Origin of the sequence: Dethiosulfovibrio peptidovorans DSM 11002 (assembly GCF_000172975.1) — a bacterium.
Lineage (GTDB): Bacteria > Synergistota > Synergistia > Synergistales > Dethiosulfovibrionaceae > Dethiosulfovibrio > Dethiosulfovibrio peptidovorans.
Genome location: NZ_ABTR02000001.1, coordinates 1,667,810 through 1,690,166, shown reverse-complemented (window position 1 = coordinate 1,690,166; position 22,357 = coordinate 1,667,810). Strand labels below are relative to the sequence as shown.

At 52.6% G+C, this 22,357-nt stretch carries 24 protein-coding genes; 11 read left to right on the top strand and 13 right to left on the bottom strand.

Annotation, left to right across the window (positions count from 1 at the left end):
* Nucleotides 1-10: 10 nt before the first annotated feature.
* The 5 genes from DPEP_RS13300 to DPEP_RS08025 all read left to right on the top strand — a co-directional run bounded on the left by DPEP_RS13300 (nucleotide 11) and on the right by DPEP_RS08025 (nucleotide 4,593).
* Entirely contained in the window at nucleotides 11-181 is a 171-nt protein-coding gene (locus tag DPEP_RS13300; RefSeq protein WP_005661135.1) for a hypothetical protein, read from the top strand.
* A 187-nt stretch (nucleotides 182-368) separates the two neighbouring features.
* The gene (locus DPEP_RS08040; RefSeq protein ID WP_005661134.1) at nucleotides 369-2,408 is read left to right on the top strand and encodes a ribonucleoside triphosphate reductase; all 2,040 of its coding nucleotides are present in this window, start codon (nucleotides 369-371) and stop codon (nucleotides 2,406-2,408) included.
* Entirely contained in the window at nucleotides 2,405-3,091 is a 687-nt protein-coding gene (locus DPEP_RS08035; protein WP_005661133.1) for an anaerobic ribonucleoside-triphosphate reductase activating protein, read from the top strand. The genes DPEP_RS08040 and DPEP_RS08035 overlap by 4 nt, the downstream gene beginning before the upstream one ends.
* Nucleotides 3,092-3,119: 28 nt before the next feature.
* Nucleotides 3,120-3,272, top strand: a complete 153-nt coding sequence (gene nrdD, locus DPEP_RS13295; RefSeq protein ID WP_005661132.1) for an anaerobic ribonucleoside-triphosphate reductase — start codon at nucleotides 3,120-3,122, stop codon at nucleotides 3,270-3,272.
* A gap of 82 nt (nucleotides 3,273-3,354) precedes the next feature.
* The gene (locus DPEP_RS08025; RefSeq protein ID WP_005661131.1) at nucleotides 3,355-4,593 is read left to right on the top strand and encodes a glycosyltransferase family 4 protein; all 1,239 of its coding nucleotides are present in this window, start codon (nucleotides 3,355-3,357) and stop codon (nucleotides 4,591-4,593) included.
* Here DPEP_RS08025 and DPEP_RS08020 read toward each other — a convergent pair.
* The 3 genes from DPEP_RS08020 to DPEP_RS08010 all read right to left on the bottom strand — a co-directional run bounded on the left by DPEP_RS08020 (nucleotide 4,588) and on the right by DPEP_RS08010 (nucleotide 7,413).
* Nucleotides 4,588-5,508, bottom strand: coding sequence for a DUF72 domain-containing protein (locus tag DPEP_RS08020; protein WP_005661130.1), 921 nt, complete (start codon nucleotides 5,506-5,508; stop codon nucleotides 4,588-4,590). The genes DPEP_RS08025 and DPEP_RS08020 overlap by 6 nt on opposite strands.
* 10 nt (nucleotides 5,509-5,518) lie before the next feature.
* Nucleotides 5,519-6,640 carry a hypothetical protein gene (locus DPEP_RS08015; protein ID WP_198003060.1) on the bottom strand — a complete coding sequence of 374 codons (1,122 nt, stop codon included), beginning with the start codon at nucleotides 6,638-6,640 and terminating at the stop codon, nucleotides 5,519-5,521.
* Between the two features lie 335 nt (nucleotides 6,641-6,975).
* Nucleotides 6,976-7,413: a 2-thiouracil desulfurase family protein gene (locus DPEP_RS08010; RefSeq protein WP_005661128.1), complete on the bottom strand. Its 438-nt coding sequence runs from the start codon at nucleotides 7,411-7,413 to the stop codon at nucleotides 6,976-6,978.
* Between the two features lie 147 nt (nucleotides 7,414-7,560).
* Between DPEP_RS08010 and typA the strand changes: the two genes are divergently transcribed.
* Nucleotides 7,561-9,426: a translational GTPase TypA gene (typA, locus tag DPEP_RS08005; protein ID WP_005661127.1), complete on the top strand. Its 1,866-nt coding sequence runs from the start codon at nucleotides 7,561-7,563 to the stop codon at nucleotides 9,424-9,426.
* 32 nt (nucleotides 9,427-9,458) lie between these two features.
* Here typA and DPEP_RS08000 read toward each other — a convergent pair whose 3' ends face one another.
* A complete protein-coding gene (locus tag DPEP_RS08000; RefSeq protein ID WP_005661126.1) occupies nucleotides 9,459-9,716 on the bottom strand; it encodes a hypothetical protein in 258 nt (85 codons plus the stop codon).
* Nucleotides 9,713-10,843: a sensor histidine kinase gene (locus DPEP_RS07995; RefSeq protein ID WP_005661125.1), complete on the bottom strand. Its 1,131-nt coding sequence runs from the start codon at nucleotides 10,841-10,843 to the stop codon at nucleotides 9,713-9,715. The genes DPEP_RS08000 and DPEP_RS07995 overlap by 4 nt, the downstream gene beginning before the upstream one ends.
* Before the next feature lie 106 nt (nucleotides 10,844-10,949).
* Here DPEP_RS07995 and DPEP_RS07990 point away from each other — a divergent pair, with 106 nt between their 5' ends.
* From DPEP_RS07990 to DPEP_RS07980, 3 genes are all read left to right on the top strand, one after another.
* Nucleotides 10,950-11,996 (top strand): NAD(P)H-dependent glycerol-3-phosphate dehydrogenase, encoded by a 1,047-nt coding sequence (locus tag DPEP_RS07990; protein ID WP_005661124.1) that lies wholly within the window; start codon nucleotides 10,950-10,952, stop codon nucleotides 11,994-11,996.
* 97 nt (nucleotides 11,997-12,093) lie between these two features.
* Entirely contained in the window at nucleotides 12,094-12,264 is a 171-nt protein-coding gene (locus tag DPEP_RS07985) for a 4Fe-4S binding protein (protein WP_040383277.1), read from the top strand.
* Nucleotides 12,265-12,346: 82 nt separating this feature from the next.
* The gene (locus DPEP_RS07980; RefSeq protein WP_005661120.1) at nucleotides 12,347-12,631 is read left to right on the top strand and encodes a hypothetical protein; all 285 of its coding nucleotides are present in this window, start codon (nucleotides 12,347-12,349) and stop codon (nucleotides 12,629-12,631) included.
* A gap of 68 nt (nucleotides 12,632-12,699) precedes the next feature.
* Here the strand turns inward: DPEP_RS07980 and rpoD are convergent, their stop codons facing one another.
* The 3 genes from rpoD to DPEP_RS07965 all read right to left on the bottom strand — a co-directional run bounded on the left by rpoD (nucleotide 12,700) and on the right by DPEP_RS07965 (nucleotide 15,756).
* Nucleotides 12,700-13,812 (bottom strand): RNA polymerase sigma factor RpoD, encoded by a 1,113-nt coding sequence (gene rpoD, locus DPEP_RS07975; RefSeq protein ID WP_241760469.1) that lies wholly within the window; start codon nucleotides 13,810-13,812, stop codon nucleotides 12,700-12,702.
* Nucleotides 13,813-14,065: 253 nt separating this feature from the next.
* A complete protein-coding gene (locus tag DPEP_RS07970; protein ID WP_005661116.1) occupies nucleotides 14,066-14,746 on the bottom strand; it encodes a hypothetical protein in 681 nt (226 codons plus the stop codon).
* An 80-nt stretch (nucleotides 14,747-14,826) separates the two neighbouring features.
* Nucleotides 14,827-15,756 carry a chemotaxis protein CheV gene (locus DPEP_RS07965; RefSeq protein WP_005661115.1) on the bottom strand — a complete coding sequence of 310 codons (930 nt, stop codon included), beginning with the start codon at nucleotides 15,754-15,756 and terminating at the stop codon, nucleotides 14,827-14,829.
* 111 nt (nucleotides 15,757-15,867) lie between these two features.
* On the opposite strand from DPEP_RS07965, the gene sfsA reads away from it, so the two are divergent.
* Nucleotides 15,868-16,968 carry a DNA/RNA nuclease SfsA gene (sfsA, locus tag DPEP_RS07960; protein WP_005661112.1) on the top strand — a complete coding sequence of 367 codons (1,101 nt, stop codon included), beginning with the start codon at nucleotides 15,868-15,870 and terminating at the stop codon, nucleotides 16,966-16,968.
* Nucleotides 16,969-16,987: 19 nt separating this feature from the next.
* Nucleotides 16,988-17,605 carry a DedA family protein gene (locus DPEP_RS07955; protein WP_005661111.1) on the top strand — a complete coding sequence of 206 codons (618 nt, stop codon included), beginning with the start codon at nucleotides 16,988-16,990 and terminating at the stop codon, nucleotides 17,603-17,605.
* Here DPEP_RS07955 and DPEP_RS07950 read toward each other — a convergent pair.
* From DPEP_RS07950 to DPEP_RS07930, 5 genes are all read right to left on the bottom strand, one after another.
* Nucleotides 17,602-19,347: a thioredoxin domain-containing protein gene (locus tag DPEP_RS07950; protein ID WP_005661108.1), complete on the bottom strand. Its 1,746-nt coding sequence runs from the start codon at nucleotides 19,345-19,347 to the stop codon at nucleotides 17,602-17,604. The two genes, DPEP_RS07955 and DPEP_RS07950, sit on opposite strands and share 4 nt — an antisense overlap.
* Nucleotides 19,320-19,994 (bottom strand): HAD family hydrolase, encoded by a 675-nt coding sequence (locus DPEP_RS07945; protein ID WP_274531992.1) that lies wholly within the window; start codon nucleotides 19,992-19,994, stop codon nucleotides 19,320-19,322. The genes DPEP_RS07950 and DPEP_RS07945 overlap by 28 nt, the downstream gene beginning before the upstream one ends.
* A 148-nt stretch (nucleotides 19,995-20,142) precedes the next feature.
* Nucleotides 20,143-20,484, bottom strand: a complete 342-nt coding sequence (locus DPEP_RS07940; RefSeq protein ID WP_005661105.1) for a DUF190 domain-containing protein — start codon at nucleotides 20,482-20,484, stop codon at nucleotides 20,143-20,145.
* A gap of 14 nt (nucleotides 20,485-20,498) precedes the next feature.
* Nucleotides 20,499-20,873 carry a fluoride efflux transporter FluC gene (locus DPEP_RS07935; RefSeq protein ID WP_005661104.1) on the bottom strand — a complete coding sequence of 125 codons (375 nt, stop codon included), beginning with the start codon at nucleotides 20,871-20,873 and terminating at the stop codon, nucleotides 20,499-20,501.
* A 122-nt stretch (nucleotides 20,874-20,995) separates the two neighbouring features.
* Complete coding sequence (locus DPEP_RS07930) at nucleotides 20,996-22,258, bottom strand: serine hydroxymethyltransferase (RefSeq protein ID WP_005661101.1); 1,263 nt, start codon at nucleotides 22,256-22,258, stop codon at nucleotides 20,996-20,998.
* Nucleotides 22,259-22,357: the final 99 nt, after the last annotated feature.

Genomic DNA, 22,357 nt, shown 5'->3' with positions numbered 1-22,357 from the left:
AGGTGACGCTATGTTTTTCGCCCACTGGGTGGCGCCGATCATATTGATGCTATGTGGTGCTTTCATGATAAGGATGGGATCCAGATGGTACCGTTCCGGACGTCCTCTGAAAGGAGTCCTGGACCTGCTGGTAGGTATCGCTTTTCTCATAACCGCGGCCATGCTGCCTACCATGGGATAAAAGTCCCAAAATCATAATGAGCTTAAAGACCTATGGAACAAGCCCCTCATATAGAGTACCCTAAAGCCGGAGACCGCTTATATAGTGAGTCTCCGGCTTTATAGTGAAAGAGGCCTCTGATATAATGGTTCCCTGTCTCCGCTCGAATCGGCGAGGACTAGATAAAAGAAGAAAAGGACGTGAGTAAATGGTCGGGTACATTCGCAAAAGAGACGGCAGGGAAGTTCCCTTCGAGAAAGATCGGATACGCAAAGCCGTCATGAAGGCCGCCGCAGCCGTCGACATACATGACCAGAAAATAGGAGAGGCGGTGACTCGACAGGCCGAGTCGTACCTGGACATATTCTTCAACCACGAGGGATCCCCCTCGGTCGAACAGGTTCAGGACCTGGTAGAGAAGATCCTAATAGAGAAGGGACACGCCGACATAGCCAAGGCCTACATTCTCTACAGACAGCAGCATTCCAGATTGAGAGATACAAGACAGCTCCTGGGGGGAGCCGTCGAGATGGTCGGCCAGTACCTGCATAAACTGGACTGGAAGGTGAACGAAAACAGCAACATGAGCTACTCTCTCCAGGGACTCAACAACTATATAGCTTCGGAGATCACCGCCCAGTACTGGCTCAACGAGATCTATCCGCCCTCCATAAGGGAACATCATGTGTCGGGAGATTTCCACATTCACGACCTGAGCAACCTATCGGTATACTGTTGTGGATGGGATCTACAGGACCTCCTGATGAATGGGTTCACCGGGGTAAGCACCAAAATAGGGAGCCGCCCTCCCAAACACTTCAGGAGCGCTCTAGGACAGATAGTCAACTTCTTCTATACCTTACAGGGCGAGGCCGCGGGAGCTCAGGCCTTCTCCAACTTCGACACCTATCTGGCTCCGTTCGTACAAGCCGACGGACTGTCCTATAAGGACGTGAGGCAAGCGTTGCAGGAATTCGTCTTCAACCTCAACGTTCCCACCAGGGTAGGATTCCAGACGCCTTTTACCAACATAACCATGGGCCTCACGCCTCCAAAATCCCTTAGGGACCTTCCCGCCATAATAGGAGGGTGCCTCTGCGACAGCAAACTGGGGGATTTCCAGAGGGAGATGGACATGATAAACCGGGCCTTCGCCGATGTGATGCTGGACGGCGACGCCAGGGGTAAGGTATTCACCTTTCCCATACCTACTTACAACGTAACCAACGAGTTCGACTGGGACAACGAAACGCTGGAACCGATATGGGAGATGACCGCCAAGTACGGCATCCCCTACTTCTCCAACTTCATAAACTCGGATATGAGTCCTGACGACGCCAGGTCGATGTGTTGCAGGCTCAGACTGGACAACAGGGAGCTTCGAAAAAGAGGAGGCGGTCTCTTCGGCTCCAACCCCATGACGGGATCCATAGGAGTAGTCACTTTGAACATGGCCAGAATAGGCTACCTGGCAAAGGACGAAGATGACTTCACGAAGCGGGTATACGACCTGATGGACTCGGCCAGGGAAAGTCTCGAGATAAAGAGGAAGGTATTGGAAAGCCTTACCGAGTCCAATCTGTACCCTTACTCCAAGTTCTACCTCAGAACGGTGAAGGAGGACTCGGGAAAATACTGGAACAACCACTTCAACACCATAGGGCTCAACGGAATGAACGAGGCCATGCTGAACTTCATTGGAAAGGACCTCACCGACAGAGAAGCGATCGAATGTTCAAGGAGAATAATGAACGCTATGAAGGAGAGAATGGCCGATTATCAGGCGGACAAAGAATCTCTGTACAACCTGGAGGCGACCCCCGCAGAAGGGGTGACCTATCGATTTGCCAAGGCGGACAGAGACCTGTTCGGAGACAGGATAAAGTGCGCCAATCACGAAGCGACCCTGACGGGAGCCGACCCCTACTACACGAACTCGTCCCAGCTGCCGGTAAACGCCACGGACGATATATTCGACGCCCTGGACCTCCAGGACGAACTCCAGACCGTCTACACCGGGGGAACCGTATTCCACGGATTCTTGGGAGAGAGGCTTCCGAACGGAAATGGAGCTAAGAGGCTCGTTCGTAGGATCGCCGAGAACTATAGACTACCCTATTTCACCGTCACGCCGACCTTCAGCGTCTGCCCGATACACGGCTATATCGCGGGAGAACACGAATTTTGTCCCCTCTGTGCAGCTGAAGCCGAGGCGGAAAGAGAGAGAGAAGAAGTGATTTCGTCTTGATCATCGGAGGTATAAGGAAGACCACTCTGATAGACTATCCCGAACGGATAGCCTCCATGATATTCACCAGAGGCTGTACCTTTGCCTGCCCGTGGTGTCATAACGGAGGTCTTCTCGATCAGGGGGAGGGACTGGACGAAGAAGATATACTCGACTTCCTGAGGCGCAGAATAAAAATCATAGACGGCCTGGTGATCTCCGGCGGAGAACCGACCGTCCACGAGGATCTACCCCGCTTCATATCGGAGGTCAGAAAGATGGGGCTCCTGATAAAATTGGACACTAACGGCAGCCTGCCAGATCGCCTGGAGCCCCTTTTGGATGAAAAACTGGTCGACTACGTCGCTATGGACGTAAAGGCTCCTCTGGAAGACTACTCCGCTGTTGCAGGAGTCGGAGGGTTCGAGGATGCGATAGTCCGCAGCATAGAGATGATTATGAAAAAAGCCCGGGATTACGAGTTCAGAACGACCTTCGTGCCGGGGTTGCACGACGAGAGATCGGCGGAAGGAATCGGCCGACTGGTGAAGGGGGCAAAAGTTCACTACCTACAGTATTTCAGGCCCGTAGGAACGATCCTCGACCCCGAATACAGGGACAAAAGAAGGTGCACCGAGGAAGAACTCGACAGATACGCCGACATAATCGGACGATATGTGGAGAAAGCGGTATGCAGAATCTGAAAAAGGCACAGGAAAGGATGTTAAACAAATGGAAAAAGGCAAGACAAGATGCGAGGTCTATTCGAGGGTCGTGGGTTTTCTCTCCCCGGTATCCCAATGGAACAAAGGTAAAAAAGAGGAGTTCAAGGACAGGGTCACCTTTGACGAATCGACCGGCAACGGCCTATCGAAAAACAACTAGAGGGCATCTCCAAAAAGTTTAATCCTCGAGAAGCAAGCCGGGCCGCCCGTCTTTACGGGGGGCCCGGCTGATAGGAGGTTCTATGAGAAAAAATCTCAGAATTCTTCACGTATTATCGCAGCTACCAGAATACACCGGAAGCGGACATTACGTTCAGGCTCTTCTAGCCGAAAGCGCAAAAAAAGGGCACCGGTGCTTTCTCCTGTCGGCGGGAATCGACCGATGGGATATGGAAGGAAAGGACCTTCCCTACATCGAGGAGAAAAATCAAATCATCGTCCCTTTCGAATCGAGACGACTTCCGTTTCCGATTCCCGGCATGAGCGATGTAATGCCCTACAAACACAGTAGATTCGGAGACCTTACGGACAAACAGATGGAGCTTTACAAAGAGATGTTCTGCGAAGCTCTCATCCATAGCGTAAAAACCTTCGCTCCGGACCTTATACACTGCCACCATCTATGGTTGTTGACATCCATAACGAGACTTCTTTTTCCGGAAATACCGGTAGTCGCAACCAGTCACGGAAGCGATCTGAGACAGATGAGAAATCTCCCGCGTTTCAGAGGGAAGGTCCTAGAAGGGTGCGCCAAATTGAACAGGGTTCTGGCGTTGAGCGCACCCCAAAAGGAGGAAATACGTCAGATATACGGCATCTCCTCCGATAGAATATCGATCGTCGGAGGAGGATACCGCTCCGACCTCTTCACTCCGAAAGAAAAGCCAGAAGTTCCTCCTGTCACCCTTCTATATGGCGGAAAAATCTCGTCGGAAAAGGGAATACCCTGGCTGGCTGGCTCTCTCGGAAAAGTTCATCTCCCCTGGAGATTGATCGTTGCGGGAAGGGGGACGGGGCAGGACGGCAAAAGATGCGTCGATATGCTCGAGGCCCTGGGATCCAAGGTCCAAATGGTGGGGCAGGTTCCCCCGTCGAAGATGGCTGCCCTGATGGGAAAATCTCACGTATTCATCCTGCCATCCCTTCATGAGGGACTGCCTCTGGTGCTGCTGGAGGCCCTGGCCTGCGGATGTAGCGTCGTCGCCACAGCCCTGCCGGGAGTTCTGGAAATAGCGAAGGGGATCACCTCCTCTATCCTGGAGACCGTGCCTATGAACGTATCGCCCGACACGGTATGGGCCCCCGGGCAGGAATCGCTATCTAACATGGCTTTAGCTCTGGAGAGACAGATTGGGAGAACCCTGAGCGGAGAATCTCCGCCCGTACCCTTGGAAAAACTGAAAAACTACACATGGGAATCGGTCTTCGAAAAAACAGAAAAAGCTTATTTTACGGCCCTGGAGGAAACTTCCCCGCTATAGGTCCAGCTCAGCCTGTAACCCGACGGGATGAGACAGCCCCATGACCGCCTGCATGGAGGCGGCGCTGCGAACGGAATAATCGGACCAGCAGTTGTTGAACATCACGAAGGTCCTGTCCACATTGGAGGAGATCTCGCCTATTCTCTGGCGCCACGGTTTGAGCTCTTTTTGAGAGTAGAGATATCGAAACCTCTCTCCCACCGAGGACCCCCTCCGCTCCCATGCGGCCTCGTTTCTGCCGTGGAATCTCACTACAGATCCCCAGGAAGCCGTTACGTTAACCTCCGGAGGCACTGTCCAGAAAAGCTGAGGCTCGTCCACCACTACGTAGGCCACGTCATGGGCCCTGAGACGATCGAGAAAGACCGCCTTATTGTCGCCGGAAAGCCAGCTCCCGTTTCGCACCTCGAAGGCTACCCGGAAGGGATGGGCCTCCTCCACGACCCGATCCAGATAACGTATCATTCTTTCCGAAAAGACCGCCCAAGGTGGAATCTGAAATAAAACGTACCCCAACTTGCCTATTTTATGAAGAGGCATTATGGAATCGGAGAACTGACGCCACAGCTCAAGACGTATCGCTCTAGGAACCCTCTTGAAATCCACCCGACTGTCTCTGTCTCCGACCTCGTCCCTCACCCATCTGGGCAGGGCACTCCATTGGACCGAATGAAAGGTGAAAAGCCCGTAGGCCTTTATGCCGAACAGGAAGTCAGGAGGAGTCCAGGACGCCCATCGATACACGTCGGTTATATCCGGTATAGCGTAAAAGGTGCTGTCTACCTCTACGGTGTTGAAGCGAGACGAGTAAAAACCCAACCGTCTCTCGCCGTCTTTGGCCTCCGAGGGATACCAACCGCTGGATAGAAGTTGTCTGTCCGCCCATGAACAGGTACCAATTCTGACCTCCCTCATCTGCAACCTCCTAACGATATCCCATCAAAGCCGGTTCAGAAAGCGCCTTCACCCTTCGACACCAAACGTAGGTCCGCCAGGCCCTTATCAGATTGACTATGGAATAGGTCTCATCGGGGGAACTGCCACAGGCATCGGAGGCCATGCTCCTGCCGTATACGTGGTCGGGCATATCGAATATCATATCCCCATCGTGAAGGGAGGTCCTGCCGTTGCCTTTACAACCGATAGCTATATGGCCCTCTCCGTTATCGTAGACCGTCACGACGTAGGAGATATCCCCTAACTGCCCCTGAGGTATATCGAATCGTCTCTTTCTGGAATAGCCGCATTCCTTAAGATCTCCCTCGGAATCGTAATGTTCCCTGTATTCCAAGGCTTGAAGATAGGGCCAGTGACGAACCAAGGACACCAGGGCCATGGCCATCCTGGAGGCCTGTACCTTGGCCTGTCCCTCCAGATCGTCGGCCTTTCGCAAAAAGGATTTCTTGTCGTATCCCCTCCATAGAGAGTCGGCAAAATCTATGCTTTCCCCGCCGACAGCGGAAAATCCCATCAGAACTCCCATCGCCCCTATCTGAAAAGGCATATACCAACGGACCGGGTCCACCGCCGTGAGTTTCGAGACTATGGCCGTGGATCTTATATCTCTTATGTCCGCTCCCTTAGGCAGATCCAGATAGAGCTCATCTCCGTTTTTGAGAAACAGCTCGGACTCCTCGTCGGTCACGTCGAAACAGGGAAGAAAAGCTCCGCTCTCCTTCCCATTGGACAGATCGGTCAGCCAAAGAGACCGTCTCTTTGTCTCGGGTAACAGGGCAAAATCCTTCTTATCCATTACGACTTTCGGGACTATGGCCATATCCTGAAGCAGAACGGCTGTTCTCAAACACATGGATCGAAATGTCAGATCCCTCGACATGGACTCCAGAAGCCCCCTGACGGCCTTACAGATGGCATCCATATCGTACTCCGTGGATTGCCCACGACCATGCTGCATCTTCAAAACTCTAGATGGATCCTCCAACCATGAAAAACGAACTGGCTTCATCCTCTCTTTCGTCTTGTTGTATATTCCAAGACGGGGAGCTCCCTTGCCTCTCCAAATCTGAAGAGAGACTTTGTCATCCAAATCCTGGGAGCAAAGAATATCCCCGCTGCCTTGATTTCCCATAAACACATCACCTTTCTCCACCATCTAAAATATTTGCCTCTATAAGACCTCTAAAAACTTATGTATGAGTCTCCTCGTAGAGGTCGTCCCGCCTGCGCCCTGTCTCGCCCGAGCGTCTTTTCGACCTGCCTGTTTCGTACGGATCGCCTCGGAGGGCACGTCCTGTGCCCCCTCGGCTTGGGACGACGTCCTGTCGTCCCAAGCGTACTAGACGACGGCAGATCGGAAATACGGGCTCGAACGGGTTTCAACGAAATGGCCTCTATGAGGACTGGCCTTTCTAGAGATGCCCTCTAGATCAAAAATGAGATAAGCCCCTTCAGGCTCTCCTCGGAAAAGACCGTCACCCCCATATCCACAAGGGCGGAAGCGAAGATCCCTCGTCCCTTTGTAACCCTGCCGGAAAAAGACCCGTCATAGATCAGAGAGGACCCGCAGGAAGGGCTCTTCTCCTTGAGCAAGGCCACTGTAACGTCGAATTTCGAAATCGCCTCGAGTGCCAGTACTGCTCCCCTACGGAAATATCCGGTACGCTCGATACCATCCTTACCCATCACCACACCGTTTACTATCTCGCAGGGAGTTCTGGGAGTAGGAAGCCCGCCGAGCTGCTCGGGACAGAGAGGCAGAACATCTCGTCCCTCCAGAATTTCTATTATGTCGGGACGACGAAACCCGGATCCGTCGTATCTACAGGGCATACCCAAGAGACAGGAACTGACGACTATCATAAGGCTGAACCTCCAATTTGATTATCGGCCATATTATACATTGTACGACCGATAGCTTCCACGACACTTGTGAAACGGGGAAGTTGGGTGTATCATCACTTTTTTGGGATCTCAAGAAAACTAAGATCCTACATAGGAGTGGTATAAGTGCATGCGGTAGAAAAAATACGTAACGTAGCGATAATAGCCCATATCGATCATGGGAAGACCACGTTGATCGATTCTATATTCCGAGCCACCAGAGTCTTCCGTGAAAACGCCAGAATCGAGGAAAGGGTTATGGACAGCGGAGAGCTTGAGAGGGAAAGAGGCATAACCATAACCTCGAAACACTGTACCGTCGAATGGGGCGACTATCTTATCAACATAGTGGACACCCCGGGACACGCCGATTTCTCCGGCGAGGTAGAGAGGGTCCTTTCCATGGTCGACTCGGTCCTTCTATTGGTGGACGCCAACGAGGGCCCCATGCCACAAACCCGTTACGTCCTCTCCAGGGCTCTAAGCCTGGGATTGAATCCGATAGTGGTCATCAACAAAGTCGATCGCCCCAGAGCTGTCCCCGACCAGGCCCTCGATAAAACCATCGACCTGTTCATCGAGCTGGGTGCGAACGAGCATCAGCTAGAGTTCCCCGTACTATACGGATCTGGGCTGGACGGTTGGTTAGTGAAGGACCTGGATGACGAGAGGGACGAGATGAACCCTCTCTTCGAGACCATAGTGGAAAGCGTCAAGGCCCCGGAGGCCAAGCTTGACGAGCCCTTCCGTATGCAGATAAGCACCCTGGGCTGGAACGACTACGTAGGCCAGATAGGTTGCGGAAAGATAACCTCGGGAGTCATAAAACAGGGCGAGCCTTTCCTACAGACCAAGACAAAGTGGAGACATCCGTCCAATACCTCCGAGGGTTGGGACGTGTTGGGATCCTCCCAGGAAAAGGCATCCCATATATGGGTGACGAGAGGACTCGACAGGGTCGAGGTCGAACAGGCCTGTGCGGGAGATATCGTATGGATAACGGGGCCCAAGGGCATCGACATAGGAGACACCTTCGCTTCTCCTGCCTCTGAGCAACCTCCCTTTCCTCCTTTGATGATAGAGGAACCCACCGTATCCATGTTCTTCCTGGTCAACAACGGCCCCTTTGCCGGAAGGGATGGATCACCTCTGACCTTGAGACAGCTCAAGGCGAGACTTGAAAGGGAGACCCATAGCAACGTGGCCCTCAGGGTCGAGGACCTGGGAAGACCGGACGGACTCAAGGTTTCCGGAAGGGGCGAGTTGCAACTGGCCATACTGATAGAGGAGATGATCCGGGAAGGATCGGAGCTCTGCGTATCCAAACCGGAGGTTATAACCAAAAAGGACGACCTGGGGCACAGACTGGAACCGCTGGAACAGTTGGTAATAGAGGTTCCAGAATCCTATCAGGGAGTCGTCATAGAAAAGCTGGCCCAGAGAAAGGCGGACCTGACCGACATGGCCGTTCTGGACACGGGAGTCGTAAAGATGACCTTCGACATCCCCACCAGGGGTCTGATCGGCTACAGAGGCGAGTTTCTCACCGACACAAGAGGCCTTGGGATAATGGCTTCCAGGTTCGTGGGATACGGTCACTGGAAGGGGGACATAACCTCCAGGAACAGAGGATCCATGGTCAGTATGGACACCGGCTCAGCGACGGGATACCAGTTGGAGAACCTCCAGGAAAGAGGAACTCTCTTCATCGCACCAGGAACGGAAGTTTACAACGGACAGGTCGTAGGGGAAAACTCCAGACCGGGTGACATACCGTGCAACCCGACCAAGAAAAAACAGACCTCCAACCACCGTTCGGCCACCAAGGACATGGGCATCAAACTCGACGTGCCCAGATCGGTCACGTTGGACAAGGCCCTCGAATGGATCGGGGACGACGAGCTGGTGGAGGCTACTCCGAAGGAAATCCGAATCAGAAAGGCCATCCTCGACATGAACGAGAGGAAAAAGGCATCCAAGAAAACGGCTTAAACCGAGAGGGAGGGCAACAGCCCTCCCTCTCTTCATTTATCCCTCAATACCTCATCAAGCAACTTTACAAGCTCCCTCACGGACCCCTCGTTTAACCTTAATCTATGCTGCATCCTTCCCAGATCGTCCAACACGAACAACACAATTTGCCTGGTTCCATCCTCCTGATGCCTTACGTCCACGGTAAAAGACGCGTCGGGGGCAACGGGATGACAGGCTTCGTCATCCACGTTGACGGTGGAACGGGCCAAGAAATCCAAGGCCGACGCCTTATGAGTCATAGACGTCACAGGTCTTCACCTCCTTTAAGAGGAATCGTCAACCTTACGACCGTTCCCCGTCCGGGGGTACTTTCTATAGACAAAGATCCTCCAGCGAGCTCCGCCCTTTCGTTCATGCTCCTCAAACCGTAGGACCCCCTCCTGTCCGCCTCCAGTCTGGCAGCTTCAACGTCGAACCCTATCCCATCGTCGGAAAGCTGCGCCCTTAAATACTCTTCTCCCACCGAAATTCGAAGTGATATATTAGACGCCTTGCCGTTTCTGATGGCGTTTATCATCCCCTGGTAGAGTATCTTGAATATGTTGGCCCTCATGTAAAGGGGAATCTTCCACCCCATACCCTCCACCGAGACATCTATCTCGACTCCGTGCCTATCCGAAAGCCTCTCGGTCAATCTTCCTATGGCCACATCCAAGCCCTGATCGAGTCCAGGAGGGGTCAGCTGATGCAAAACGGCCCTAACGTCTCTATCCGACTCGAAGATGGCGTCCTTTAGGCTGGAGATTTCCTTAATAGCATCTTCGTAGGCTCCCTCGGATATATAACGTTCCACCAGCTCGCTGGTCATTACAGCATCGGCAAACTTTTGAGCTGGCCCGTCGTGGAGGTCCCTGGCCATATGGGCGCTTTCCCTCTCCGCCATGGCGATAGCCGCAGCCAGGACTCCGTGCTGTTCCGGGGTCTCGACCTTCTTACCGCTATCTATAATCTCCATTGCCATTCGGAAACGAGACCCCAGATCCTCGGTCCTCTTCAACATGACTTCCTTGTGTCGTATCTCCCTGGCCAGATGGTCTCTCATGGCACGGAGGCTTCTCTCCCTCTCCTCCAGACTACCGTGAAGCTTCATCAAGTGCTCAACCCGAAAATAGACCTCTTTCTCGTCTTTCTCCAGGTTTCCCTTAGCAGCTACCACAAGCTCTTTTCGAGCTTTTCTGCACTCTCGGCCACAGTTCTCACAGGCATCGACCACTTCCTCCACCTGTCTTTGAACCGATCCGAATTCCTTACGGAAGGCCAGATAAGCCTCGTACTCCTCCATTCGAATCTGGGTCAACTCGTCCATACCTTCCGAGAGAATACCGGTCACGTCGGTAAAGATACGGTCGATTCGATTGTTCGAGTTCTCGTCCATGTTCTCTAGCCTCCAAAAATGTGCAATCCACTTCCTTGTAGTATATTAGTATCGAGTCGCATTCAGTCAAGTACCACGAGGACGTTCGACGAAAGGAGGGCGACTTATGAAAGATGAAAAACGACGCCTGAAACCAGTGGATATAACCGTCATGGGATCCGGAAGCTGGGGAACCGCTCTAGCAAAGGTGGCTGCAAACAAAGGACATTCGGTCGTTCTATGGTGTAGAGACGAAAAACAGGCCGAACTTATATCGGAATCCGGCAGAAACGACCGGTATCTTCCCGATGTAGATCTACCATCAAATATAACACCTACAAGCGATCTCGTGTCGGCAATGAAACACTCCAACATGTGGATAATGGCGGTTCCGACCCAGGCAGCCAGATCGTTGCTCTCGAAACTAAGATCTCTTGAGACCGATATGGACGGGGTATCCATCTGCAACGTGGCCAAGGGAATAGAGATAGATACCCTTAAAAGGGTCAGCCAGATCGCCCAGGAATTGACGCCTAAATACAAATACACCGTATTATCCGGTCCTAGCCACGCGGAAGAGGTGGTAAAAGGGCTTCCTACCGCCGTCGTCGTCGCCTCCAACCATCAGGAGGAGACCTCTTTATGGCAGGACATCCTGACCGGAGAAACTTTCCGGATATACTCCAGCGAGGATGTATGCGGCGTCGAGACAGGAGGAGCCCTGAAAAACGTCATAGCCATAGCCTCCGGATTGGCCCACAGAATGGAGATGGGAGACAACGCCACAGCGGCCCTGGTAAGTAGGGGTCTAGCCGAGATAATGAGATTGGCCGTTGCCATGGGAGCTCACCCGATAACCCTGGCTGGTCTGGCTGGAATAGGAGACCTCATGGTTACGGCATACAGTCGACATTCGAGAAACTTCCGTCTCGGCATGGCCTTGGGAGAAGGGCTATCCCTGGAAGAGGCCATCGAATCTCTAGGGCAGGTGGCAGAGGGAGCATACACGGTTAAAGCTGCGGTAGAGCTTGGAAAAAAACTGAATGTGGAGCTACCGATATCTCGATCTGTATATCAAGTTCTCTACGATGGGCTCTCTCCGAAAGAAGCCATTAGAGAGTTGATGTCCCGAGACCCCAAGCCAGAATACCCCCCACATATATTTCAAGAATAGTATTGAAAGAGAATATCAAAAGGGGGGGGTTGCTATAACCCCTCCATGTATTGTATAGTCTGGTGGGAGTTCAATAAACATGGAGGAGGGAATTTTCATGGCAGCGAAAGTAGATAAAGAGACCTGCGTAGGTTGCGAAAGCTGTGTGGGCACCTGCCCCGTAGAGGCTATCGAGATGAACGACGGCAAGGCCGTAGTCGACGAGGGCAAGTGCGTCGAGTGCGGAGCTTGCGTGTCCGCCTGCCCGGTGGAAGCAATCAGCCTCTAAAACAGAAAGTACTTTTACGGGAGGCCACCTTTTAAAGAGGTGGCCTCCCTCTGTGTATATGCCCAGGAGGAGGACGCCGTTTATGTGGATAAAGATATGCGAGGGAATTATGTTGATATGTTTCGGCATGGCCTGGCCCGCTTCTATATGGAAAAGCGCGACGTCCAAAAGTACCAAGGGAAAAAGCCTGTTCTTCATGCTAATAATATTGGTCGGCTATGTCGCAGGGATAGTAAAAAGCCTCATAGAGCCGGAGATATCCTGGCCGGTACTGTCTCTCTATTTGCTCAACACTGCCATGGTAACGGCCGACACCGCACTGTACTTCAGAAACAAAAGGCTCGAGGAAGGAACTTCAACTGTATAGACCGGAATATCGCTATAGATAAAAAAGGTCGGAGAGCCGTCTAAACAGACGAGTCACCGACCTTTTTATCATTCGAGAAAATCTCTGAGCTTCTTGCTCCTGCTGGGATGACGGAGCTTTCTCAGTGCCTTGGCCTCTATCTGACGAATACGCTCTCGAGTGACGCCGAAACGACGCCCGACCTCTTCCAAGGTGTAGGATCTGCCGTCCTCCAGGCCGAAACGATATCGCAGAACCTCCCTCTCCCTGTCGGAGAGGGCATCCAGCATATCCTCGATCTGCTCGTGGAGAAGATTGCAGGATGCGGCATCTTCCGGGCTCGGCATATCTCGATCCTCTATGAAATCACCTAACTGGCTGTCTTCCTCCTCACCGATAGGTGTCTCCAAAGAGACCGGCAACTGGGCTATTCTACGGATCTCCTCGACCTTGGTGGACTCTATCTCCATCGCCTCGGATATCTCCTCGTCGGTAGGCTCTCTCCCCATCCTCTGGACTAACTGCCTGGAGACCCTGACCATCTTGTTTATCGTCTCAACCATGTGGACCGGTATTCTGATAGTCCTAGCCTGGTCCGCGATGGCCCTGGTGATTGCCTGACGTATCCACCATGTAGCGTATGTACTGAACTTGAAGCCCTTCCGGTAGTCGAACTTCTCCACCGCCCTTATAAGCCCAAGGTTTCCCTCCTGGATCAAATCCAAAAACAACATACCTCGGCCTATATACTTTTTAGCTATGCTGACCACCAGACGTAGGTTGGCGTCTATTATCTTTTGTTTGGCTACCTGATCTCCGTCCTCCACCCTCTTGGCTAGCTCCACCTCTTCGGAGGCATCCAGAAGGTCTACCTTACCGATCTCCCGGAGATACATCCTCACTGGATCGGTCAGAGGGATATCGTCAAGCTTGCCCAGTTCGTCGACATAGACATGCTCCTCATCGGAGGAAGAAGCCTCCGATTTATCGGACTTCAGCCTAGGATCTCCGTCCTCTATGACCTCTATCCCTAACTCCATGAGGTTATCGAAAACGTTCTCCAACACATCCGTGCTCCAGAACTCTATCGGTATGAACTTCTCGATATCCTTCTGAGTGACATAACCGTTCTTACGACCCTGCATTATGAGCTGTCGGATACGCTCCATATACATCTTAAGGTCGTCACGGGAAATTTTCATCTTTTTAGGCGATTTACTCTTTGACCCAGCCATATATCCACTACTCCCCCTGCTTTTTATCAAACCTCGAGAGCCTGACGTCTAGTATCATCTTACATCAAAAAAGTCCGATCTCAATGGCTCACAGACTTTTTGAGACAAAACGAAAGGATCCACGACAAGAGAGAGGGGACGTATGACATCCCCTCTCTCCGATACCTAATACCTACAGGAACTCACATTGTAACACGACTAAGTAAATTATCCAAAGAGATCATCCCAAAGATAGACGAAAATCGAATATCGGAGGCATGGACACATCCGGAGGTGGACCTACGACATGTCTCGTCTCGTTCATCTCGAAAGAATGAAGTACCGTCGCAATTCGAAGGTCCATCACATCGTCGGTCTCGTAGGGCACGGAGGAGCGTCTGAATCCGAATTTCTCCGCATAGTAGGGAATTAGATTATCTACGGAACAATGACGTCCCATAGCGGACAAGAGATCATCGATAAAACCGTCTTCATCCTTCAGGGGTAAAGGAGTGGCCATCATTATTATCTTTCTGGCCCCTCTAGGCACGGAGGAACTCCTGAAAATGCACTCGGTCACACCGGCTATAAGGGCACTGTCGCCACTTTCCTCTCCTTCCTCCAGCACGTCGGAAACGACCTCCTCCATCGCCGGAGAATATCCAAACATCAGGGTAAAGCCCAGGGAAAATCCGGCCATCCCCTCAGGATCCCCGTCCCACGTCATGGTCCCGGCTATCCCGGACCCCAGACCACTTACGTAGATGAACTCGCTTCCCAAGGCTAGAGCCCCCTGAGCTAACCCCACCATTTTATCTCCGTAGAAACTGTTGACCGAGACAGGACGCCAGTCCATATCGTAGGGGAACAGGTCTGACACCTCGAAATCAAGGTCGTTTTCCCAATAAGGTAGGCGATTCATCCTAGTCCCCTCCCCTCTCTGAGTTCATCTTATTCAAAAATGGCGGCCACCGACGTGACCGCCACGGAAATCGACCGATATCAGCCTGAAGACTTCCCGGAACTTCGTTCCAGGAGAAGTTCGCAGACCTTTTCCACCAGGCCGCCGATCTCCGGCTTGGTTATCTGAGCCTCCGCTCCTATGCTGGCGGCCTTTCGTCTTATGTCGTCCGCCATTATGGACGAGAATATCACGACAGGCAAATCCCTCCGCTCCTCGTCCTGCTTTACCAGTCGAGTAAGGGCGAAACCGTCCATCTTGGGCATCTCGATGTCGGATATCAACAGATCGAAGTGACCTGGATCCTCCTCACTGATCCGATCCCAAGCTGCCTTTCCGTGTCCGACGCTCTCCACGTTGTGAAATCCACCGTCGGCCAAAACGTCTATGACCTGTCTACGAATAAGGGGAGAATCCTCCGCTACAAGTATACGGTAACGGTCCAGATCCCCCAGCCCAAGTGTCAATTTGGCCGCCTTGACCTCGTCGAGACGATATTGAGACATCAAGGAGGGATTCACCGCCTGGACTATCCTCTCGTAATCGAGAAGTATTATGTTTCGATCGTCCCTTTTTATGACGTAGAGGGAGTTCTCTCCCAGAAACGTCCCGGTAAGGGAAGCGTCCAGCTCGTCGGAATTGATCCGATATATCCGTTCGACGCCTTCAACGACGAAACCGAGTTTTATCTCGTTGAATTCGGCTATTATGATCTTGCTGTTTTCCAGCTCTACGTCCGTATCGATCTTAAGATATCTGCCCAGATCCACCAAGGGGAGGACCTCTCCTCTGACAGTGGTGATCCCTATCATAGCTGGATTGGCGTCCGGAACAGGACGACAGCCGGTCCACCTGAGAATTTCCCGAGTCTTGTCGACGTTAATGGCAAAAGCCTGTTGGCCGAGGTAAAAGACAACGACCTGCCATTCGTTGGTTCCGACCTCGGTGAGGATCTTTTCGTTAACCCGCATAGTCACTACCCCCATTCACACAGGTCGTATCACATCTTCTACAGTTTACCATAAAACCTATAGAACCGAACGCCACGAGACAAAAGGAAGACGGCGTGTTATAGTCTCGCCATGATTTTATACGACCCCTTTCAAAACGAAGTCAAGACCAAAGGGACATTCATAGCCCGATCCAACCGCTTCGTAGTTAAATGCGACGTCGAGGGCAAAATCTTCGATTGCCACCTGCCTAATCCCGGACGCCTGTGGGAGCTTCTCTTTCCGGGTGTAACTCTTTTACTCGTCGAGAATAGCGGCGGAAAGACCGCATACACGGTAATAGCGCTGGATACCCCCGACGGTCCTGTATTGCTTCACACCCATAAGGCCAACGACCTGGTGGAGGAGCTGTTGGAGAACGAGAAGATCCCGTCTTTTAGAGGGAAAAAGCCGCTCAAGAGGGAGATTTCCGTAGGTAAAAGCAGATTCGACTTCCTGCTCGAGGGAAAATCAAGACCAACCCTTCTAGAGGTAAAATCATGCACTCTTTTCGGCAAGCAAGGCTCCATGTTTCCCGACGCCCCGTCGGAGAGGGCGGTCAGACACGTGGAGGAACTGGAACATCTCTCTTCCGAGGGCTACGACACCGCGGTGATCTTCGTCGTCCAGTCGAGGAAGCCAGAATGGTTTCTCCCCGATTTCCACACCGACCCAAAATTCGCCGACACCATATACCGCGCCAGGAATACCCTCGAAGTGGTAGCCCTCTCCATACCCTGGAGGTCCGACCTGATCCTATCGGAAAGCCCGGTGGAACTTCCGATACCCTGGGATAAAATGAGAGATGAAAACAAGGACAGAGGGACATCCTTAATCGTATACGACCTGACCGAAGCGGACGAACTGCCTCCAGGACATTACGTGCTCGTGATCGAGACCGACGAGAATCTGTCGTCAGCCACGACAAAGGCCGTCAGGAAAAGGCGGAGGATCGTGGATTTGGAGGACCGTCTGAACAGCCAGAGGCGATCGGTCAAGACCATACCGATAAGGTCCTCGAAAAAACTGGGAAGACGGATCTACGAACGGCTCTACCCACTGTCCTCGATGGATGAAGGAGTAGCAAAACTATCGTACGACGGACGGTGGCTGTTGAGATTCGAGGAGTCGCCCTTTTTGTTGAAAGACTTTGTGGACGTCGTCGTGGCAAACAGGATCGATAGACTATCCTAATTAAGAGGAGAGAGTGGATATGTTACACGAGATGGTAACTTGGTTGGTCTCGACGGTGGGATCCATGGGATACCCCGGAATAATTTTTCTGATGTTTCTGGAATCCTCGTTCTTTCCGTTTCCCAGCGAGGTAATCATACCTCCGGCGGGATACCTGGCCCATCAGGGTGAGATGCATCTATCGCTGGTGATACTCGCAGGAATAGCAGGAAGCCTGCTGGGAGCCCTATTCAACTACTGGCTGTCCATAACGATCGGGCGGTCGTTCTTCGAGAGATACGGTCGTTACTTTCTCGTCTCCCGATCGAGCCTGGACAAAGCGGAAGAGTTCTTCGATCGGCACGGACACATAAGCACCTTCATAGGCAGGCTGATCCCGGGAGTCAGACAATACATATCCCTACCTGCCGGGGTGGCCAAGATGCCTCTTCTGCCCTTTTGCGTGTTCACCGCCATAGGGGCCGGCATATGGGTCGTCATACTGGCCCTGGTCGGCTACTGGCTGGGCAGCCAGGGAGACCTGGTGGTCAAATATGTGCATAAGATCTCCCTGGCATTGATATCGATCTGTTCAGTAACGGTGATAATATACGTAATCGCAGTAAGACGCAGAAACTCCGATAAAAATCGATCCTAAGGCAGGACCCTCGACAGTGCCGTCAGAAGGTGAGAATAACCTCCGGGAACCCGTTTCACCCCGTCTCCGAAGGAAGATATCACCTCGACGGCTCTGTCTCTATAGCTCTTTTCCTCGGTACACTCCCACAATGTGACCAGATTGTTCGCCATAACGGCGTTGCCGGAGGGATACAGGCCGTCCCGTCCGTGAGACCGGGAGAATAGGATCCCCTCTCCGACATTTTCTGAGAGGCGATATCCCCTTCCCTCAAGGCCGAAAAGTTCCTCGCATCGTGCCAAGAATTTTTTCGCCCTCTCCTTCCAGACCATATTGTCCGTCGACCTATAGGTCTCCAGAAAAGCCCATATTACCGCGGCATAGTCGTCCAGAGTGGCAGGAATGTCTCCTGTATGAAACAGTTCTCCCTCGCTCCATATCCTGGAACACTCTCTCTCCGCGAGGGCCACGTAATTTCTTCGCTCCATGACCCTTCCGCAACGAGCCAGAGCGGCGATAAAAAAGCCGTTCCAGTCCGACAGTATCCGTCCGTTCTTTTCGGGCTCCTGCCGTTCCCGCCTGAGAGACGAGAGGACCTGCCTCCCCTTGGCCAACAGGTCCTCAAGGTCCTGTTCGTCCTCCATCCCCTCATCCTCGGCCAGTCGATCCAGAGGTGCGGTCAAAAAAAGGACGTTCTTGCCGGAGGGGCTACCGGTGGTCTCTTCGATGTAGTTCCCTTCGTCCGTTATGCCGTAAGCCCTCTTGAAAAGCCCGGCGTCTTCTCCCAGAGCGGAGTCTATCTCATCGGACGTCCAGAGATAATAGTCCATATCGCCGTCTTCCGTCTCGTAGCTTTGAGATGCCAAAAATCCCTTGCCTGGAGAATAAAGGTTCAAAAGAGCGTAAGCCAAAGTCTCGTCGGCTACCCTCCAGTGAAACACCTTTCCATACCTGTCGAACCCCTCGGCGAAGGCCATGGCGGCCATGGCCTGATCCACCAGCAGCTTTTCAAAACGGGGCCGTCGCCACTCTCTGTCGAGACTACAACTGTGGAAACCTCCTCCGAGATGATCTCTGATAGCTCCCATAGACATACCGTCCAAGGACAGGCGAAGGGCCTCGTCGCATCTTTTACATCCTGTTCGACGGTCGTATTCGGACAAGAACAGTAGCTCCTGGACGGACGTAAACTTGCCCCCTTGACCGAAACCGCCCCAAAGCTCGTCCAGATCGTTCAACAACTCCTCGGATGCGGCCTTCAAGGTCGACTCGGGTATGTCGGATGTCCCGGTTACCGTCGATTTTTTTAAAGACTCCAAGACCTCCTCCGACGCCCGAACCAGAGCTTCGTTTTCGGTTAGCCAAAGCCACTTTATCCTGGGCAGACAGTCCAAAAAACCGGGACGATCCGGAGTCCCTCTCAGAGGCATATAGGAAGACACGAAAAACGGCTTCAGATCGGGGGTCAAAAATAGATTCAAAGGCCATCCTCCGGATCCGTTCATTATTCGATTAACCGACATAGCGCAGTCGCTCAGGATCGGAAAACTCTCCCGATCCATTCTGACCGGGACGAAATCCTCGTTGAGCAACTTAGCCACCTCGTCGTTAGCGAAGCTCTCCCTGTATTCGATATTACAGAGACGACAGGTGGGGGATCCGATGTACAGAAAAAGCGGCTTATGCTCTTCCTTAGATCGACGGACGGCCTTTTCTCCCCAGGAAGACCACCGGATCAGATCGTCGTGTCCCGACCCAAACATATCAGTCCCTCCTCCTCTAATAGCTCAGGCAAATCGCCTATCCCGTCCAAAGTCCTCCATGCTCCGGCGACCTCCAGATCTTCCCTGGAGAAAGTCCCGGAGGCCAGGCCGACTCCTTTCATACCGGCGGCCACTGTGGTTCTCATGTCTATGTCGGTATCCCCGACGTAAAGGGTCCCATCAGGGCTTCCTCCCAATTCTTTCATGGCCGCAAGGATCATGTCGGGCTCCGGTTTGGGACGGTAGAGATCGCCCAGCCCCATTACGAGATCAAAACGGTCGAAGAGCCCCACTGCCTTGACCACCGGCTCTGCGACATGCCTGTTGGTGGCTACCCCAACCCTAAGGTTCATAGCCCTGAGTTTTTCGATGGCGGGAATCGTTTCCGGAAACGGCACTATTCCCGCATACTCCGTCTCGCTGAAAATGCGACGATATTCGGAGAGACAATTTTCGTCGTACTCCCCCCATAGGGAGTGAAGTCCCTTCGCCAGAGGGATGCCGATTATCCCCAGAACCTGCTCCCTCGTAACCTTGGGGAGCCCCATATTTTCGGCCACGGCGTTCATACAGTCGGTTATACCCTGACTGCTGTCGACCAGGGTCATGTCAAAGTCAAAAAGGACGACCTCGATCAAAAAAATCACCTATCTCTCAATTTGAATTTTATATAACTCAAGGGGGAACCGGAAAACTCATCCCGGTTCCCCCCGAAAACCCCTTCTATCCATCAATGGAGAGATACAGAAAGGAACGCTTATTAATTAACAGACCTCAGGCCTCCATGATTTTTCATCAAACATTAGAGGGACGGTAAAAATCCACGTGAACCGACTCCCGTAACACCATTCCTCCATCCATAGCCTCGTCCAAAAAGGACGCGAAATCATCCAGTTTTTCCGGGGTGTCGACTATATCTATTATTATGGGAAGGTCTTCGGAAATACGGAGGACCTCGGCAAAGTGAATTTTGGATCCAGCTCCGAAACCGGCGAGTCCCTTGAAGACGGTGGCCCCTGCCAGACCTCTTCGCCTAGCTTCCTCGAGAAGATACTTATACAGAGGGCGACCGTTTCGACAATCGCTCTCGCCGATATAGATTCTAAAACGCTCCCATTCTTCGTGTCGAACAACCATATCTCCAAACCTCCTCAGAGCAACCTAGCCAGGACTACGCCGCCCCAAGCGGCACCGATGCCCAGGAGCTGACTTCCAAAAAGATAGAAAAGGGCCACACCGACGGCGGAGGAAGATAACAACCGGAACCCCTCGAAAGTCATGGTTGAAAAGGTCGTGAAGGATCCAACGAAACCGGTCAAGACCATAAAGGCTAGAGGTCCGGACAGAAGATAACGTTCGTTGGCCAAGGTCCACAGAAACCCGAAGATCAGACACCCTATAACGTTAACAGCCATTGTCCCCAGAGGAAAGGTTCCTCCGAAACGTTCCTGAACCCACCCTCCCAGACCATACCGGCAGAGAGCTCCCAAAGCGCCTGCTCCCATCATACAGGCTATTTTCGACATCGTCATAACCACCTTTTCAGCATGCCCGAAAGGGGCCTCTTAACACCGGGCCATAGTGTACCATAGCCAAGGGGGAACCGGAAAACTCGCTCCGGCTCCCCCCTTTTAACCTGACCTATATCCTATTTACAGAGCCCCGGATAGAGGGGCTTAGATCCGCAGAGATCTAGAACCTCAGCTCTTACCGCCTCCAGATTGGAGGGGTTTTCGACATCGGAGATCACCCTATCTATCCAATCGGCGATCTTTACCATCTCGTCCGGGCCGAACCCCCTGGTGGTAACCGCCGGAGTCCCCACCCTTACTCCGCTGGTAACGAAGGGACTGAGAGTCTCGAAAGGAACCGTGTTCTTGTTCACCGTTATCCCCGCCTCGTCAAGTGCCAACTGGGCGGCTTTTCCCGTTACTCCCTTACTGGTGAGGTTCAAAAGCAGGAGATGGTTGTCGGTTCCGCCGGAGACGAGATGAAAATCACGTTTTTTCAATTCCTTCGCGAGAATTGAGGCGTTCTCGACAACTCGCCTCTGATAATCCTTGAAATCCGGCTTCAAAGCCTCGGCGAAAGACACCGCCTTGGAAGCTATCACGTGCATCAGAGGACCACCCTGCATCCCCGGGAAGATCGCCGAATCGATCTTCTTGGCGTGTTCGGCCTTACACATTATCATACCGCCCCTGGGCCCCCTGAGGGTCTTATGGGTCGTGGTGGTCACGAAATCACAGAAGGGAACCGGATCCTTGTGGTATCCCGCAGCTATCAACCCGGCTATATGGGCGATATCGAACATGAGATAGGCTCCTACCTCGTCGGCAATCTCACGAAACTTCTCCGCGTCGATCTCCCTGGGATAGGCACTGGCACCGCAGACGATCATCTTCGGGTTGTGTTCTTTGGCCAGACGGCGGACCTCGTCGAAATCGATGGTCTCGGTTTCCTTGTCGACTCCGTAGGGTATCACGTTGTAAAGCTTGCCGGAGAAGTTCACCGGTGAACCATGAGTGAGGTGACCGCCGTGGGACAGGTTCATGGCGAGAATCGTATCCCCCGGCTCCAGCACGGAGAAATAGACGCCCATGTTGGCCTGGCTCCCCGAATGGGGCTGAACGTTCACGTGATCGCAACCGAAAAGCTCCTTGGCCCTCTCTATGGCCAGCTTTTCCGCCTTATCGACGACCTCGCAACCTCCGTAGTACCTCTTATCGGGGTATCCCTCTGCGTACTTGTTCGTAAGAACCGACCCCATGGCGGCCAGTACCGCAGGGGAGACGAAATTCTCCGAGGCGATAAGCTCTATCTGTCTTTCCTGACGACGAGCTTCCTCACAGATAATCTCGGATATCTCCGGATCCACCTGACGTATAACCTCTGCTCCATCGATAGTCATTAAAAACCCACCTTTCACCGTCAAGGCAAAGCTATTCTGAACAAACTCCTCGACAGACTTTCGTCTATTATAACAAAAAGCCTATAGGACAAGAAGAGA